The sequence below is a fragment of the Enterococcus cecorum DSM 20682 = ATCC 43198 genome, from assembly GCF_000407565.1.
Classification (GTDB): Bacteria; Bacillota; Bacilli; order Lactobacillales; family Enterococcaceae; genus Enterococcus_E; species Enterococcus_E cecorum.
On sequence record NZ_ASWI01000004.1, the window covers coordinates 919,781 to 935,889 of the forward strand.

General features: G+C 34.5%; 15 protein-coding genes and 2 pseudogenes. 14 read left to right on the forward strand and 3 right to left on the reverse strand.

What is annotated here, in order from left to right; all coding sequences use genetic code 11:
- The first annotated feature begins 5 nt into the window (after positions 1 to 5).
- Complete coding sequence (locus I567_RS10505) at positions 6 to 383, forward strand: hypothetical protein (protein WP_016252202.1); 378 nt, start codon at positions 6 to 8, stop codon at positions 381 to 383.
- Between the two features lie 151 nt (positions 384 to 534).
- On the opposite strand, the pseudogene I567_RS12690 reads toward I567_RS10505, so the two are convergent.
- Positions 535 to 1,158: pseudogene (locus I567_RS12690) on the reverse strand (IS110 family RNA-guided transposase); the annotation flags it as partial.
- Here I567_RS12690 and tnpC point away from each other — a divergent pair.
- From tnpC to fabZ, 7 genes and pseudogenes are all read left to right on the forward strand, one after another.
- Positions 1,134 to 1,859: pseudogene (gene tnpC, locus I567_RS10515) on the forward strand (IS66 family transposase); the annotation flags it as partial. The pseudogenes I567_RS12690 and tnpC overlap by 25 nt on opposite strands.
- A 238-nt stretch (positions 1,860 to 2,097) precedes the next feature.
- Positions 2,098 to 2,817, forward strand: coding sequence for a metal ABC transporter ATP-binding protein (locus I567_RS10520; RefSeq protein WP_016252206.1), 720 nt, complete (start codon positions 2,098 to 2,100; stop codon positions 2,815 to 2,817).
- 1 nt (position 2,818) lies between these two features.
- A complete protein-coding gene (locus tag I567_RS10525; RefSeq protein ID WP_016252207.1) occupies positions 2,819 to 3,661 on the forward strand; it encodes a metal ABC transporter permease in 843 nt (280 codons plus the stop codon).
- On the forward strand, positions 3,658 to 4,599 hold the full coding sequence (locus I567_RS10530) for a metal ABC transporter substrate-binding protein (RefSeq protein WP_016252208.1): 942 nt from the start codon (positions 3,658 to 3,660) through the stop codon (positions 4,597 to 4,599). Before I567_RS10525 ends, I567_RS10530 begins: the two co-directional genes overlap by 4 nt.
- 14 nt (positions 4,600 to 4,613) lie before the next feature.
- On the forward strand, positions 4,614 to 4,838 hold the full coding sequence (locus I567_RS12525) for a helix-turn-helix domain-containing protein (RefSeq protein ID WP_071858882.1): 225 nt from the start codon (positions 4,614 to 4,616) through the stop codon (positions 4,836 to 4,838).
- Positions 4,819 to 5,082 carry a hypothetical protein gene (locus I567_RS10535; RefSeq protein ID WP_016252209.1) on the forward strand — a complete coding sequence of 88 codons (264 nt, stop codon included), beginning with the start codon at positions 4,819 to 4,821 and terminating at the stop codon, positions 5,080 to 5,082. The genes I567_RS12525 and I567_RS10535 overlap by 20 nt, the downstream gene beginning before the upstream one ends.
- A gap of 194 nt (positions 5,083 to 5,276) precedes the next feature.
- Complete coding sequence (gene fabZ, locus I567_RS10540; protein ID WP_016252210.1) at positions 5,277 to 5,717, forward strand: 3-hydroxyacyl-ACP dehydratase FabZ; 441 nt, start codon at positions 5,277 to 5,279, stop codon at positions 5,715 to 5,717.
- 26 nt (positions 5,718 to 5,743) lie between these two features.
- Here fabZ and I567_RS10545 read toward each other — a convergent pair whose 3' ends face one another.
- Complete coding sequence (locus I567_RS10545) at positions 5,744 to 6,487, reverse strand: peptidylprolyl isomerase (RefSeq protein ID WP_016252211.1); 744 nt, start codon at positions 6,485 to 6,487, stop codon at positions 5,744 to 5,746.
- 192 nt (positions 6,488 to 6,679) lie between these two features.
- Between I567_RS10545 and obgE the strand changes: the two genes are divergently transcribed.
- From obgE to xerS, 6 genes are all read left to right on the forward strand, one after another.
- Positions 6,680 to 7,993: a GTPase ObgE gene (gene obgE, locus I567_RS10550; protein ID WP_016252212.1), complete on the forward strand. Its 1,314-nt coding sequence runs from the start codon at positions 6,680 to 6,682 to the stop codon at positions 7,991 to 7,993.
- A 128-nt stretch (positions 7,994 to 8,121) separates the two neighbouring features.
- Complete coding sequence (gene rnz / locus I567_RS10555) at positions 8,122 to 9,063, forward strand: ribonuclease Z (RefSeq protein WP_018345245.1); 942 nt, start codon at positions 8,122 to 8,124, stop codon at positions 9,061 to 9,063.
- A gap of 16 nt (positions 9,064 to 9,079) precedes the next feature.
- Positions 9,080 to 9,871 (forward strand): SDR family NAD(P)-dependent oxidoreductase, encoded by a 792-nt coding sequence (locus I567_RS10560; RefSeq protein ID WP_016252214.1) that lies wholly within the window; start codon positions 9,080 to 9,082, stop codon positions 9,869 to 9,871.
- 73 nt (positions 9,872 to 9,944) lie between these two features.
- The gene (gene recJ, locus I567_RS10565; protein ID WP_016252215.1) at positions 9,945 to 12,254 is read left to right on the forward strand and encodes a single-stranded-DNA-specific exonuclease RecJ; all 2,310 of its coding nucleotides are present in this window, start codon (positions 9,945 to 9,947) and stop codon (positions 12,252 to 12,254) included.
- A 1-nt stretch (position 12,255) separates the two neighbouring features.
- Complete coding sequence (locus tag I567_RS10570; protein ID WP_016252216.1) at positions 12,256 to 12,768, forward strand: adenine phosphoribosyltransferase; 513 nt, start codon at positions 12,256 to 12,258, stop codon at positions 12,766 to 12,768.
- A 306-nt stretch (positions 12,769 to 13,074) separates the two neighbouring features.
- A complete protein-coding gene (xerS, locus tag I567_RS10575) occupies positions 13,075 to 14,196 on the forward strand; it encodes a tyrosine recombinase XerS (protein WP_016252217.1) in 1,122 nt (373 codons plus the stop codon).
- A 44-nt stretch (positions 14,197 to 14,240) separates the two neighbouring features.
- Here xerS and I567_RS10580 read toward each other — a convergent pair whose 3' ends face one another.
- The gene (locus I567_RS10580) at positions 14,241 to 15,911 is read right to left on the reverse strand and encodes an aryl-sulfate sulfotransferase (protein ID WP_248622575.1); all 1,671 of its coding nucleotides are present in this window, start codon (positions 15,909 to 15,911) and stop codon (positions 14,241 to 14,243) included.
- Positions 15,912 to 16,109: the final 198 nt, after the last annotated feature.

The following is a 16,109-nucleotide window of genomic DNA, read 5'->3' on the forward strand; positions in this document are numbered from 1 at the left end:
CCAAAATGGAAATTATTTACCCACCTTTAGTTGAAGAAGGATTAAAGTATTATCTTGAAACGACACAGCAATCGCTAGATAAATGCACTTTTTATCGTTTGATGGTAGAGAGAGGAATTATTACTGAAACGGGTTTACCGACCCAACAGGCAATTAAAAATGGATTAGTCAAAGATTACTATGAGGACCAAGGTTTATCATTTGATGATTTTTTAAGAATCTATCCAATTTTTGAAGAGTATGACGAGGAGTTATTTCAATGTATCGATGGTTATTGGGAGATACCTGTTGATATGAAAGAAAATTTAGTTTCACAATTGGAATCTGGCGAGTTAACTTTTGAAGATGCACAACAAATTCAAGCATATCTTGAAGATCGATAAGTATTGAAGCATAGTGGTGTTAAAGTCAAGAAAATTTTTAATTTAGTTTTTACGATAAAACCACATTGATGGCGCACTTAAATAAACCTAGCGAAATAAAACGTTTTTACCAGGTTCTTGCCAAGAAAGATGCATCTAGAATCATGTTATTCTAACTCTCCACGCTCCTTGGTGACGTATAGAGTTGATGGTTACGTAGCAGCGTATCCACCAGACGAACAAATTTTCTTGCAGTTAAGACGATAGCACGTTTATGTTGGTGTTTAGGTGTTTCTTGATACTTCTTACGATAAAATTCATTATATTCAGGGAGATGTCTTCTTACAGAATTGGCGGCTTCAATTAAGTAATAGCGAAGAAACCTGTTTCCCCGTTTCGTAAGTAGTGTGTTTTCAGATTTATTATTACCAGATTCACTTTTTTTCAAATGTAATCCAGCGTATTTTGCTAGTTTTGCTTAATTTTCAAAGCGTTGTATTTGTCCAATTTCAGCGATTAATCCCGCGGCGTAGACAGGACCGACACCAGGAATACTCGTTAGACATTGATACTCTAGTAGGGCCTTTACGATTTGTTCGATGCCCTTTTCTAGTTGCTTGATAGAAGCTTCTAGAGAACGAATCTGCCCTACAAGAGTGGCCATAACGATATCAACGGATGTTTCAAGCGTAGGGGTCAGGCGATAAGAAGAACGGATGACTTTTTGAATCGTTTTTGCTAATTTTTCCGGATTCTTGAATCGCCCTCTACTCAGGAAAACAAGCAACACAGCCAATTACGCTTTATCATCATGATCAACGCCGAAGCGGCTTAGCAGTTCAAGAATTTCTTGGCGAATATGATGGCTATGTTCACTGTGATATGTGGTCAGCGTATCGCCAATTACCTAGGGCAAAGTTAGTAGGTTGTTGGGCACATGTGCGCCGAAAATTTTTTGAAGCAACGCCTAAACAGGTAGATAAGAAGTCATTGGGGCGCAAGGCATTAGATTATTGTGATCAGATGTTTTCACTAGAAGCATCTTGGGCTGAGCTGCCTTCAGGTGAAAGAATGTGCAAGCGCAAAGAAAGCTTAGCGCCATTGATGACAACGTTCTTTGATTGGTGTCGCAATCAATCAGTGCTCCCAGGATCGAAATTAGGCCGTGCGATCACCTATGCCTTAAAATATGAGGAAACATTTAAAACAGTTTTAACAGATGGTTCCTTAGTATTATCCAATAATCGAGCTGAGCGTGCGATTAAAGGATTAGTCATGGGACGTAAGAATTGGCTTTTCTCTCAAAGTTTTGAAGGAGCCAATTCTAGCGCAATCATCCTTTCGCTTTTGGAAACTGCCAAACGAAATGGCTTAGACTCAGAGAAATATCTCACCTATCTTTTGGAGAAGTTACCCAATGAGGAGTCTTTCGCAAAAAAAGCAGTTCTAGAAGCTTATTTTCCATGGTCAGAAACTATACAAGCAAATTGTAAATAAAGAAAAGAATCTCCAAAGTCGAGTGACTTTGGAGATTTTCAATATACCTCGTTATTGGGCGCTTACTCTTTTTTTGTTTTGAAAACTACTTACTATACAGGTAGTTTCAAATAGTTCTGTCATCCTAATCTTCAGCAACAGAAAAAAATTCTAAATTTTAAAATTTAGGCTTGACTAAAATATATTTTTTGTATACCATATATTTGTGATAATCATTATCATATAGAAGGAGAAAGTTATGTTAGAAGTGAAAAATCTTACTGTTTGTTATAATGATTTTTTAGCATTGAACGATATTTCTTTAAAAATACAAGAAGGTACTCTAACAGGTATTATTGGTCCAAATGGTGCTGGAAAATCTACATTACTTAAAGCAATGTTAAATATTATCCCTCATCAGGGAGAGGTCTCCATTAATAATGAAGATATCAATAAAAAACTGGTAAAGATTGCATATGTAGAGCAAAAAGCTGATATTGATTTTACTTTTCCAATAAAAGTAAAAGAATGTGTATCTATGGGAACGTATGCCGGAATAAAAGTTTTTCAAAGAATTAAAAATGCAGAATGGCAAAGAGTTTCAAAGGCTTTGGAAAAGGTCGATATGGAAGAATATTCTAATCATCAAATAGGAGAATTATCTGGAGGACAATTTCAACGTGTACTTTTAGCAAGATGTCTTGCTCAAAATGCGGATTTTATATTTTTAGATGAACCATTTGTAGGGATAGACTTAATTAGTGAACGAATAATTATGGATACGTTAAAAGAATTGAAACATCAGGGAAAAACAGTGCTAATTGTGCATCATGATTTAAGCAAGGTAAAGAAGTATTTTGATAATATTATTCTTTTGAATCGAAATCTAATTGCTCACGAAAGTGTAGAATCTGTCTTTAATGAAGTGAATTTAAAAAAAGCTTATGGAGATACTATATTTATTGGAGAGGGGGAATAATATGCTTCAAAATTTTATTAATGGTCTGTATGACTTTCACTTTTTACAGAATGCTCTAATTACATCTGTAGTTATAGGGATTGTTTCTGGAACAGTAGGTTGTTTTATTATTTTAAGAGGAATGTCTCTTATGGGCGATGCTATTTCTCATGCTGTTTTGCCAGGAGTAGCAATTTCTTATATTTTAGGCATTAACTTTTTTATTGGTGCGATTGTATTTGGTCTATTAGCTTCTATCATTATTACTTTTATAAAAAGCAATAGTGTAATAAAAGGAGATACAGCAATTGGCATTACTTTCAGTTCTTTTTTAGCACTAGGAGTTATCCTTATAGGTGTTGCAAATAGCTCAACCGATTTATTTCATATCTTGTTTGGAAATATTTTAGCTGTACAAGATATTGACAAGTGGATTACAATTGGCGTTTCTGTTTTAGTGTTGGTTATAGTAGTTCTATTTTTTAAAGAATTATTAATCACTTCTTTTGATCCATTAATGGCAAAAGCAATGGGGATGAATGTCAATTTTTATCATTATCTATTGATGGTTCTATTAACTTTAGTAGCAGTAACAGCTATGCAAAGTGTAGGAACTATATTAATTGTTGCAATGTTAATCACGCCAGCAGCTACAGCATATTTATATGCAAATAGTTTGAAAACTATGATATTTATTTCTGCAGCAGTCGGGGCAAGCTCATCATTACTTGGATTATTTATTGGTTATAATTTTAACATAGCCGCAGGATCAAGTATTGTTTTAACAGTGGCATCCTTATTTGTAATTAGTTTTCTAATCTCACCAAAACAAAAATTTTTAAGAAAGAAGGAGAGATCATCATGATGAGAAAATGGAAAGTAGTAGGCAGTCTGGGGATTTTGATTGCTCTTTTTATATTAGGAGCGTGTTCAACAAATAGTAAAGATAAAGTGACTTCGAACAAAAAATTAAAAGTAGTAGTTACTAATTCGATTTTAGCAGATATTACTGAAAATATAGCAAAGGATAAAATTGATTTACACAGTATTGTACCTATTGGGAAAGATCCTCATGAATATGAACCTTTGCCTGAAGATGTTCAAAAAACTTCAAAAGCAGATTTGATTTTTTATAATGGTGTTAACTTGGAAACTGGAGGAAATGCTTGGTTTACAAAATTAGTTAAAAATGCGAACAAGGAGGAAAACAGAGACTATTTTGCAGCAAGTGATGGCATAGATGTTATTTACTTAGAGGGTCAGAGTGAGAAAGGGAAGGAAGATCCTCATGCTTGGTTAAATTTAGAAAACGGTATTATTTACGCTAAAAACATTGAAAAACATTTGGCGGAAAAAGATCCTGGTAATAAAAAATTCTATAAAGAAAATCTAGATAAGTATATTGAAAAATTGGATGCGCTAGACAAAGAAGCAAAATCTAAATTTGCTTCAATTCCGAATGATAAAAAAATGATTGTTACAAGTGAAGGATGCTTTAAGTATTTCTCGAAAGCATATAATGTGCCTTCTGCTTACATTTGGGAAATCAACACTGAAGAAGAAGGAACGCCAGATCAAATTAAACACTTAGTTGAAAGACTACGCACAACAAAAGTTCCTTCCTTATTTGTAGAAAGCAGCGTGGACGATAGACCGATGAAAACAGTATCGAAAGATACCAATATTCCTATCTATTCAACGATTTTTACTGATTCAATTGCAGAGAAAGGACAAGATGGTGATAGTTACTACGCGATGATGAAATGGAACCTGGATAAAATTGCTGAAGGCCTTTCGAAATAATTTGGAGGATAGGTATACTACAAATTAAATCAACTACTATACTAATTTATTTACTAGCAATTCAGAAATTATCAAAAAGAAAAAAGAAATTAAAAAATAATGATTTAGCAAAAGTTCTAAGTGTTAGTCCAGCATCTGTAAGTGAGATGCTGGCTAAACTTAGATATGAAGACTATTTAGATATAGGATTTCAATTAACTGATAAAAGGAAAACCTTTATTGACGATTACAAAAGATGATGAAGATATAGAAATTAAAGAGTTTGTTCGTTTACGTAAAAACGCATGTAAGGCTCGAGGAGTTATCAAAAAACAAATTAATGCTTTTGTATTACGTCATGGTTTCAACTATCAAAGAAGTAAGTGGACGGTAGCTCATATTAAATGGTTAAAACAACTTGAATTATCGGTAATACTACGGGAAACACTCAATGAGATGTTGCTCCAATATTACGATTTTAACGATCAAAATGATGAGATTTAACGGTATAGTGTAAGTGGCTCATTTGGGCTAACCTCCTGTATGTTTCATCCCTTACAGTATAGTCCATTTGGGCTTTTTATTGTATTTTGAAATAAACTAGCACCACGGGTATATTATAAATTTAAGTTGCAATATATTCAAAAGTATGATAGTTTGATAATCAAAGTAAATTATACAAAAATGAGGTTAGTTATATGGCAAAATTTATGACTGAAACAGAAGTAATGGATTTAATTCCCAATCGTTTTCCAATTATTTATATTGATTATGTAGATGAAATGATTGATGGTAAGAAAATTATCGCAACAAAAAATGTCACGATAAATGAAGATTTCTTTCAAGGACATTTTCCTGGAAATCCGGTAATGCCAGGTGCACTTATTATCGAAACATTAGCTCAAGCTGGCTCAATTCTTATTTTGAAATCAAGTCAATTTCAAGGAAGAACTGCTTATATTGGTGGTATCAATAAAGCAAAATTCCGACAAAAAGTAACTCCAGGCGATGTCTTGAAATTAAGTTTTGAAATTACGAAATTAAAAGGTTCTGTTGGTACAGCCGACGCCATAGCAACCGTAGAAGGTAAAAAAGTTGCTGAATGTGAATTTACCTTTATCGTGGGGAATCAAAGATAAAAAATAAGAGTGGGTAAGTCCCACTCTTATTTTGCTTCTTGGATAATATTGATTTTTTCTACTTTTACAGGATCAACAGGTGTAGATTTTTCGCCTGTTTCACTTGTTTTAACTTCCGCTTTTGCAATTTTGTCAACAACATCCATTCCTTCAATTACTTGACCAAAAACTGTATAATTGCCATCTAATTGTGGCGTGCCACCTTTTTTATAAGCTTCAATTATTTTTTCTGGATAATATTGAATAGCAAGACCATCTGAGACATCTTGATCATTTTGAACAATATAAAATTGACTACCTTGACTGTCTAGAGCTTGACTTCTTGCCATCGCTAAAGCACCTCGAATATGATAAAGACGATTCGATATTTCTACCTTAAAGCCTTTTTTCCAAATACTTTCGCCACCTGTACCATCACCTTTAGGATCGCCACCTTGAATCATAAACTCATCTATGACACGATGGAATGGGGTGCCGTTATAGTAGCCTTCTTTTGCATGTGTCATAAAGTTTTCAACAGCTTTTGGGGCTATTTCAGGGAATAATTTTGCTTTAATATTTCCTTGAGTCGTCACGATTTCGACTACATCTTCATTTTCTTTTACGTTTGTCTCTAATTGAGGTAAGTCTAAAGCATTTAAGTCAACTTTTTTTGATGAAGTTGTCGTTTCTGCTTTTGTTGAAGTAGTTGTAGATGTTTGCTTACCTGAACTACAAGCACCTAATAAAAAGGTACAAGTCAGCAAAGTTAATAGCGTTAATTTTTTCATGATTGTTGTTGCTCCTTTAAATTTTGACTTAACGTGATAAATTATACTAAATAATGGTCAAGATTCCAATGAACTTTCTGTGAATTCGTTAATATTTTCGTCTTTTGGAATAAAAAGAATAGACAAAGATTTTTTTGCTAGGTACAATAAAGTAGAGTTGCAAACTGTAATAGAATTGGAGTGATAGATAAAATGTCCATGTTTTTGGATCAAGTAACAATTGATGTTAAAGCAGGTAAAGGTGGCGATGGGATGGTTGCCTTTCGTCGTGAAAAATATGTGCCTGATGGTGGACCCGCTGGTGGCGATGGTGGCCGTGGCGGAAATGTGGTTTTAATCGTGGATGAAGGTCTTAGAACATTAATGGATTTTCGTTTTAACCGACATTTTAAAGCGCAACCTGGTGAAAATGGTATGAGTAAAGGCATGCATGGCCGTGGCTCTGAAGATTTATATGTGAAAGTTCCTCAAGGTACAACGGTTCGTGATGCTGAAACTGGTCGTCTATTAGGTGATTTAATTGAAAATGGTCAAACCCTTGTTGTAGCAAAAGGGGGACGTGGCGGACGAGGCAATATTCGTTTTGCTTCACCGCGAAATCCTGCACCTGAAATTGCCGAAAATGGCGAACCAGGACAAGAGCGTAAAATCGAATTAGAACTAAAAGTGCTCGCTGATGTCGGATTAGTCGGTTTTCCATCTGTTGGTAAATCTACCTTACTATCAATTATCTCAGCTGCTCGTCCTAAAATTGGTGCTTATCACTTCACCACACTTGTTCCTAATTTAGGTATGGTCAATACAAAAGATGGTCGTAGTTTTGTTGCAGCAGACTTACCTGGTTTAATTGAAGGGGCAAGCCAAGGTGTAGGTTTGGGTACGCAATTTTTAAGACACATCGAACGTACACGTGTCATTTTACATGTGATTGATATGTCTGGAATGGAAGGTCGAGACCCTTATGAAGATTATTTAGCGATTAATCATGAATTAGCTAGCTATAATCTACGTCTAATGGAGCGTCCACAAATTATTGTCGCAAATAAAATGGATATGCCAGAAGCTGAAGAAAATCTAAAAGTTTTTAAAGAAAAATTAGCTAAAGAACAAAACGATGAATTAGATGAACCAATTCCGGTCTTTCCAATTTCAGGGGTGACTAGAAAAGGAATTGAGGCTTTACTAAGTGCCACTGCTGATTTATTAGAAGTTACACCAGAATTTCTTTTATATGACGAAGAAATTGAAGAAGATGTGGTTCATTATGGATTTACAAAAGACGAACAAGAATTCCAAATTGATCGCGATGATGATGCTTCATGGATTTTATCTGGTGAAAAACTAGAAAAATTATTTAAGATGACAAACTTTGAACACGATGAAACCATTATGCGTTTTGCCCGTCAATTAAGAGCGATGGGTGTTGATGAAGCTTTACGTGCGCGCGGTGCAAAAGATGGCGATATTGTACGTATTGGTAACTTTGAATTCGAATTTGTAGAATAAGCATTGACTGATAGTACTGATTATTTAGTACTATCAGTTTTTTTATAGATTTTGAGATTTTTTATTTTAAATTAAGTTTAAAACTGTTAAAATTAGTGAGTAATTTAATTGATGAAAGTATGGATATTATGGAATTAGAATTTTTAGGTACGGGTGCGGGGGTTCCCGCTAAACATCGTACAGTAACAAGTATAGCTTTAAAACTACTAGATGAGCGAAATGCTGTTTGGCTCTTTGACTGTGGAGAAGGGACACAAATGCAAATTCTCAAAACAGCGATTCGCCCACGAAAAATTGAGAAAATCTTTATCACGCATCTTCATGGGGATCATATTTTTGGATTACCAGGCTTATTGAGTAGTCGTTCTTTTCAAGGTGGAGAAGAAACCCTTGAAATTTATGGACCAAAAGGCATTGAAGAATATGTTCGAACAAGCTTAAATCTTTCAAAATCACGTCTAGGTTATCCATTAAAATTCATTGAAGTTCACGATAAAGAAGTGGTTTTTGAGGATAGTCAATTTAAAGTCTATGCCGAAAAATTAGATCATGGTATTTTATCCTATGGTTATCGCATTGAAGAGGCTGATTTTAAAGGTGAATTACAAGTTGAACGCTTAAAAGAATTAGGCATTCAACCTGGTCCAATTTATGGTAAAATTAAAAATGGTGAAACAGTTACTTTGCCAGATGGTCGAATCATTGATGGACATGATTTTATTGGTGAGTCTATTAAGGGAAGAATCATCACAATTTTAGGTGATACACGATATACACAGTCTTCTATTGAGTTGGCAAAAGAGGCCGATGTCTTAGTTCACGAAAGTACATTTAATAAATCGGAAGCCAAACTTGCCAAAGCTTATTTTCATTCAACTACACACCAAGCAGCTACGGTAGCCAAAAAAGCCAATGTCAAACAATTGATTCTGACACATATTAGTTCAAGGTATTTAAACAGCGATTTGTCTGCATTAGCTAAGGAAGCACAAGAAATTTTTGAAAATACTACTGTCGCAAAAGATTTAGCTGTTTATAATATTCCAATGAAAAAAGTCAAAAAATCTTAAATAAGGAGTCTTTCTTATGCAGAATTTAGCAAATAAAGTCGTATTAGTCACTGGTGCTTCTTCAGGTTTAGGAGAACAAATTTGTTATCAAGCCGCAAAACAAGGGGCAATCATTATCGCCTGTGCTCGTAGCGTAGATAAATTACAACAAGTCAAAGAAAGATGCGAGGAGCTTAGTCAAAATCATTGCTATGCGTTTAAAGTAGATATGTCTGATGCTCAAAGTATCGAGTATTTAGTTCAAGCTATTTATGCCAATGAAAAAAATATTGATGTCTTAGTAAATTGTGCTGGCTTTGGTTATTTTGAAGATTTCATTGATTTTGATATGAGTCAAGCGAGACAAATGTTTGAAGTAAATATTTTAGGGATGATGCTTTTAACGCAAAAAATTACAGCAAAGATGGTGTTACGTCAATCAGGACATGTAATTAATATTGCTTCTATGGCTGGTAAAATGGCTACTCCTAAATCAACTATTTATTCTGCTACAAAATTTGCGGTAATTGGTTTTTCGAATGCCTTACGTCTAGAATTAAAACCTTTTGGCATCCATGTTACAACGGTCAATCTTGGACCAATTGAAACCAACTTCTTTAATATTGCCGATCCAAATGGTAGTTATTTAGATAAAATTGGGGCGATGGTGTTACAAGCAGATGACCTTGCAAAAGAAATTGTCAATACTTTTGGTAAAAACAAGCGTGAAATTAACCGTCCACGATTGATGAATACGGCAGCCTTTTTCTATCAAGTATTTCCAACGATTGGTGATTATCTAGCAGGTGGTATTTTTAACAAAAAATAATTTTCTTAAGCTACTATCCAGCGATTTTTGATAGTAGCTTATTCATTGAAAAATATAGAAAGGACGTTTGATATTGAGAAAATCCACTCATCACTGGGTATATCCAAAAAAAGCAACGATACATACAGCATTTGGCGACATTTTAGCGCAGCAAAATATCCATCCAGTGATTCAAAAGTTACTCGTTCAAAGAAAAATAGATACAGCAGAAAAGCTAAATCAATTTTTAAATCCTAGTATTGAAAATCTATATGATCCATTTTTAATGCACGATATGCAAAAAGCAGTTGAACGTTTACAAATTGCAATTGAAAATGGTGAGTCTATTCTCGTATATGGTGATTATGATGCGGACGGAATCACAAGTACCTCGGTCATTGTCGAGACTTTAGAAATGCTTGGTGCAAATGTCAGCTATTATTTACCCAATCGTTTTAAAGACGGTTATGGGCCAAATGTCGATGTTTATCGGCAAAAAATTGAAGAAGGTATCGAATTAATTTTAACAGTTGATAATGGGGTTGCTGGTCATGAAGCCATTGATTATGCCAATCAGCAAGGGATAGATGTCATTGTAACCGATCACCATGAATTACCTGAACAACTTCCTGATGCATTTGCCATTGTTCACCCTAGACACCCTGAAGGCAATTATCCTTTTGGTGAATTGGCTGGAGTAGGGGTTGCATTTAAATTAGCCTGCGCCTTAATTGAAGAGGTGCCTTATGAATTATTGGAGCTAGTTGCAATTGGTACGGTAGCTGATATGGTTTCTCTAACTGATGAAAATCGTATTTTTGTACGCTTAGGTCTAGAAATGATGAAACAAACGCAACGAATCGGATTAAAAACCTTAATGGAAGTCAGTGAAGTCAATCCTAAAGAATTAGATGAACAAACAATTGGCTTTGCACTTGCTCCAAGATTGAATGCCTTAGGTAGACTGGATGACCCTAATCCAGCGGTTCAATTAATGCTAACTTTTGATGAGGAAGAAGCCTATCAATTAGCCAAACAAATTGATTTATGGAACCAAAAAAGAAAAGATTTAGTCGATGAAATCACCAGTCAAGCTATAGAAAAAATAAATCCCAATAATTATGTTCATGTGATTGCTGGACAAGATTGGCATGAAGGTGTGCTTGGTATTGTAGCTGGTAGAATTTTAAAAGAAACTGGGAAACCGACCATCGTTCTTTCTATTAACGAAAATAATCAGGCAAAAGGATCCGGCCGAAGTGTGGATAGCTTCAACCTCTTTGAAAGTATGGGACAAGTCAGAGAAATATTTGAAAAATTTGGTGGTCATCATTCTGCAGTGGGACTGACTATCAAGTTAGAAAATATTGCTAAATTACAAGACCATTTGAATCAGTCGGCATTGAGTCAGCATTTAACTTTTGCTGAAGGTTTACCACTTCAAATTGACGAAATCATTGAGATAAGTGAAGTTAGTGTGTCTTTAATTGAACAGTTTAAAGTCTTGGCACCATTTGGAATGGATAACCCTAGACCAAACTTCCTAATTAAAAATGTCAAAGTATCCCTAAAGAGGGCAATTGGCGCAAATCAAAATCACTTGAAACTAGTTGTGAATGATAAAAGTGATCATCAATTAGATGTCGTCGGTTTCAATCAAGGCATGTACATTGATGAATTAGGCAATGAAAATATTAATTTGGTGGGGCAACTAAGTATCAATGAATGGAATGGCAATACTTCTTGTCAATTAATGCTCAGTGATTTTTCGATTGACGATTTACAGGTATTTGATTATCGTCCCAAAAAATTCTATCGTCAATTGAACTTTGATTTACCAACTTTATATATCGCAAGTTTCGAAAAAAATCGAAAAAACTTCCAAAAAATTCTAGATAAGCCGATTTATTTAGTGGAAGAAATTGATGAAATGACTGATGTTATAAATTATCAACAAATTGTATTTCTGGATTGTCCATTACAAGCCGAGGATTACCTTAAAATTTATCAGCAATTCTCGGTTAGTCGCGTCTATTTTGTATGTTATACCCATGAAGATGCTTATGTAGATGGCGTTGGAAGCAAAGAACAATTTGCGAAATTATTCAAGTTTATCCAACAGCAAAAACGTATAGATGTCCGCTATAAGCTTGATTTAGTCGAAAAGTATCTCAAAATCCCAAAAAAATTATTAATTTTCATGATTCAGGTGTTTTTTGACTTAAAATTTGTTAAAATAGAAGATGGCGTGTTAAGCTATATCGAAAATCCACCAAAACATAGCTTAACAGAGAGTCAAACCTATCAAAATAGATTACAAAAGATTAAAACAGAAGAATTTTTCTTGCTGTCAAATCTGGAGACATTAAAGAATTGGTTAATCCATTCGCAGGAGGAACATTAATATGAATTTGAAAGATTACATTGCAAGTATTCCAAACTATCCATCTGAAGGTATTATTTTCCGTGATATTTCACCATTAATGGCTGATGGTGAGGCTTACCGTGTAGCAACTCACGAAATCGTTGAGTACGCAAAAGAAAAACAAATCGATATGGTTGTTGGACCAGAAGCACGTGGATTCATCGTTGGTTGTCCAGTAGCTTATGAATTAGGTGTTGGTTTTGCCCCTGTACGTAAAAAAGGAAAATTACCTCGTAAGACCATCGAAGTCACTTATGATTTAGAATACGGTACAGATACTTTAACGATTCATGAAGATGCAATTAAACCTGGTCAACGCGTACTTATCTGTGATGACTTATTAGCAACTGGTGGTACTATTAAAGCTACTATTGATCTTGTAGAACAACTTGGTGGTGTTGTTGCTGGTTGTGCCTTCTTAATCGAATTAAATGACTTACATGGTCGTGATAAAATTAAAGATTATGATATCATCACTTTGATGGATTACTAAAATCTTTTAAAAGTCATCAGCAGTTCAATCATTGAACTGCTGATTTTTTTGTATTAACGCTTCACTATGAACGACTCACACATAAGCCTCTTAAAGTAAAATATTGATATAAGGGGATTTGCTTTCTATTAAAAGATATGCTAATATAGTTTTATAGAAAATCACTGTTTTCTGTAAACCATAAAAGAGTGATTTTTCTACTATATATCAAAAGACATCCTCCATCGATTTAGTATTTTAATCGTCACTTCGATAATGACAATATATTGAAGATTTTTATAAAGTTTTAGAAAGGTTTTAGATATCATGCAAGCCACGCAAGCAACAGCCAAGGCCAAAGTATTGGAAAACTTACCTGAATATCCGGATTTTGCTCAAGAGTATTTTCAAAAGAAGATTGAAGAAGAATATTCATCTGTCACATTGTTCGAATATCAAAAAGAAATGAAACGTTTTTTAGAATGGCTTATTCGTGAAGGCTATTCAAAAGCAACAGTAATGAAAGATATTCAAATTGCTGAATTAGATGTGTTGACCGAAAAAGATTTGAGCTTATACAAACGTGAACTTCAAAATCGCAAAAAGAATGTTTCAAAAGAAAAACAATCGTTATATGAAGAGTCAGGAGATGAGTTGCCTGGCTTATCAAAAAGTACCATAAAACGCAGTCTGACAGCTTTACGATCACTCTTTAATTTTTTATCAACTACGATTAATGATGAAACCAACAAACCTTATTTATCATCTAATCAAATGCAAGGCGTCAAAAATGTGAATGATTCGGTTAAAATGAGTGTTCGTACTAAAAAAATGGAGCCTATGATTTTCTTTGATAATGAAGGTCTGGCTTTTCTACAATTTATTGATCATCAATATCAAGAACTACTCACCACCCGTCAAGCCATTGCTGCATTTGAAAAAAATAAAATTCGTGACTTGGCAATCTTGGCATTATTTTTAGGAACTGGTATCCGTTTGTCCGAATTGGTCAACATTAATCTACGAGACATGGAATTAACGGACGAATCTATGCATATTCGGGTTATCAGAAAAGGTGGACAAATGGACTGGGTTACTGTAGCCTCTCCTATGATATCTTACATTACTGACTATCTAGATACTCGCCAAACTACCTATCAAATTACAGAAAATGTCCAACCCCTCTTCTTATCAACTTATGGTGGTGCAGCTAAACGTCTAAAAGCCAATGCAATTGAAAAAATGGTTGATAAGTATTCTAAAGCCTATAATAAGCGGACCACTCCGCATAAACTTAGACACTCCGTTGGTACTCAAATTTATCGAAAAACCGGCTCAATTGTTACCACTGCACAATTACTTGGTCAAAATAATACCAACTCAACTAGTATCTATACCCACATTGGTGCCAAAGAACAAGTCAACATCATGAATCATTTATACGATTAACACAAAACCAGCCATCATTAATTAGCTTTGATGGCTGGTTGATTTTAATCAAAATAATAGTTTTTAAAATCATATTTATAGACACGATATAAATATTTTGTATCCGTTTTTTGTGTAAACCGTTGAATCATTTTACCTGAACTCGTATATTCTGCAAAAGTAGCTTGTTGACCGGAATCAACAATAATATGATTTTGATAATTCTGGACACTTGACACATAAGCTGAATAAGGAACATCAAAACTTTCCACCAGTTTATAAGAATTTGTCTTTTCATCTACCAGATATTTCATATATTTAGAGGTTTTCCCTGCTGTCTTATCTGCAATTTTCGCTAAAGATATATCAATCCGCGAATCCATAATAGTCGAATTATTATTAAAAAAGCTCAAATAATATTGGCCAGCTGATAAATCTTCTGCTGTCTCATACGTAATTGAATGTTGTCCATATTGAGAAGTAAAACTGCCTTCTTTTTCTAGCAATAATTGGCCGCACTCTCCTACTCCCTGCCAAATTGCTTCATCCCCCATCATATATTCTACTTGATAGATGCCTTGCTCATCTGGTTTCAAGGCAAGAATAGTCGAAGTTTCCCGAGAGCTGACCAAGAGTTGCTGATTATCTGTTAATTGAAGACTATTGATATGAACAGGATCTAAATACCCTTTATTGTTGCTATGTTCTTCAATTCCTGTTGCTTTTTGATATAAATCAGGTAAAAGTTCTTCAAAATTAGCAATCTCAGTGACTTCTTGCGTGGATAAATCAATAGTTATGATTCGATCTTCTACATAGCCCGCTTGTTTTTTAGCAGTTTTACTTGTTGCTAAAGCTATCAATTGATTCTTATCATTCAATATGTAATCATGATGTAAAAGATAGTCGGTATTTGCTAAATCAAGAACTTGTTTAACTTGCCCTAACGCATTGATCTTTACAATTTTGGAATCTGAGACAGCCATAAACATTTCTTGCTGATCATTAAAAACTAAGCGCATGGAATTATAATTAACAATCGGTATTTCTGCACGAATATAGCCATCGTTATCGACTAAATAGGTTGCTTTTTCGCCAGCTTGATTTCCAATTACTGCAAATAGACCCTCACTCAAACTTTCATCACTTTCTTGTTTTGACAATTGATAGTTCATTTCAGAGGTTGTACTTAATTTAGGCGGTGTGTAGTGAAACTGCATCTGCTGCTGTTGCCCATCTTGAGTAGTCGCAGTCAAGGTAATGAGATTATCAACATTTGGAATACAGCCAATGATTTGATACTGATGACTCGTCGCATATTCTTCATTTTGTTTCAAATTTTTTTCAAACGATGGATATCCTTGGGCATCAATACGATAAGAAATTTTTACTGCTTCATCTGTTGAAAAGGCCAAATATAAGCCAGTGGTATTGGTTAAAAATGGATTTGATACAATCAGCGGTTGCGTAAAGGTTGGTGTTTGCGATTCAATCAATTGTAATAATTGCTCTTGAATTCTTTCCTGTGTCGATAATTGATAGACATCCGCCATCTTTTCAATATCCATATCACTATAATTTAATATATGAATGGTTGATCCAGTTGCTGAAGTCAAGCGATTCACTAAATTATTTTGCGTTGTCTGTGCCATCTTTACAGTTTCTGATGAACGATGTTTTTGAATGATATCATAGCTAGTTATCGTTCCTACAACTAGGAATAAGCTAATAGCCACTATAGAAAGCTTTCGTGACACTTTCAAACGAATCTTCCTCTCTATTTTTGATAACTCTATTGAATCATTTTAAACTTAAGCTTAACTTAAAACGGTATTCGAAGGGTAGCTACATCACATCTAAGCCGGCCTGCCTAGGGAAATCTTAAAACACGATGGATTTTCCTGCCATTCCGGACAAACTTAGCTGCGCGTAGC

What these genes read in the sequence shown, in the direction of transcription:
- I567_RS10545 (WP_016252211.1), bottom strand. Translation starts at nt 6,487, where the DNA reads ATGAAAAAATTAACGCTATTAACTTTGCTGACTTGTACCTTTTTATTA.
- fabZ (WP_016252210.1), top strand. Translation starts at nt 5,277, where the DNA reads ATGGCAAAATTTATGACTGAAACAGAAGTAATGGATTTAATTCCCAAT.
- xerS (WP_016252217.1), top strand. Translation starts at nt 13,075, where the DNA reads ATGCAAGCCACGCAAGCAACAGCCAAGGCCAAAGTATTGGAAAACTTA.
- rnz (WP_018345245.1), top strand. Translation starts at nt 8,122, where the DNA reads ATGGAATTAGAATTTTTAGGTACGGGTGCGGGGGTTCCCGCTAAACAT.
- I567_RS10560 (WP_016252214.1), top strand. Translation starts at nt 9,080, where the DNA reads ATGCAGAATTTAGCAAATAAAGTCGTATTAGTCACTGGTGCTTCTTCA.
- I567_RS10570 (WP_016252216.1), top strand. Translation starts at nt 12,256, where the DNA reads ATGAATTTGAAAGATTACATTGCAAGTATTCCAAACTATCCATCTGAA.
- I567_RS10520 (WP_016252206.1), top strand. Translation starts at nt 2,098, where the DNA reads ATGTTAGAAGTGAAAAATCTTACTGTTTGTTATAATGATTTTTTAGCA.
- I567_RS10505 (WP_016252202.1), top strand. Translation starts at nt 6, where the DNA reads ATGGAAATTATTTACCCACCTTTAGTTGAAGAAGGATTAAAGTATTAT.
- I567_RS10530 (WP_016252208.1), top strand. Translation starts at nt 3,658, where the DNA reads ATGATGAGAAAATGGAAAGTAGTAGGCAGTCTGGGGATTTTGATTGCT.
- obgE (WP_016252212.1), top strand. Translation starts at nt 6,680, where the DNA reads ATGTCCATGTTTTTGGATCAAGTAACAATTGATGTTAAAGCAGGTAAA.
- I567_RS10525 (WP_016252207.1), top strand. Translation starts at nt 2,819, where the DNA reads ATGCTTCAAAATTTTATTAATGGTCTGTATGACTTTCACTTTTTACAG.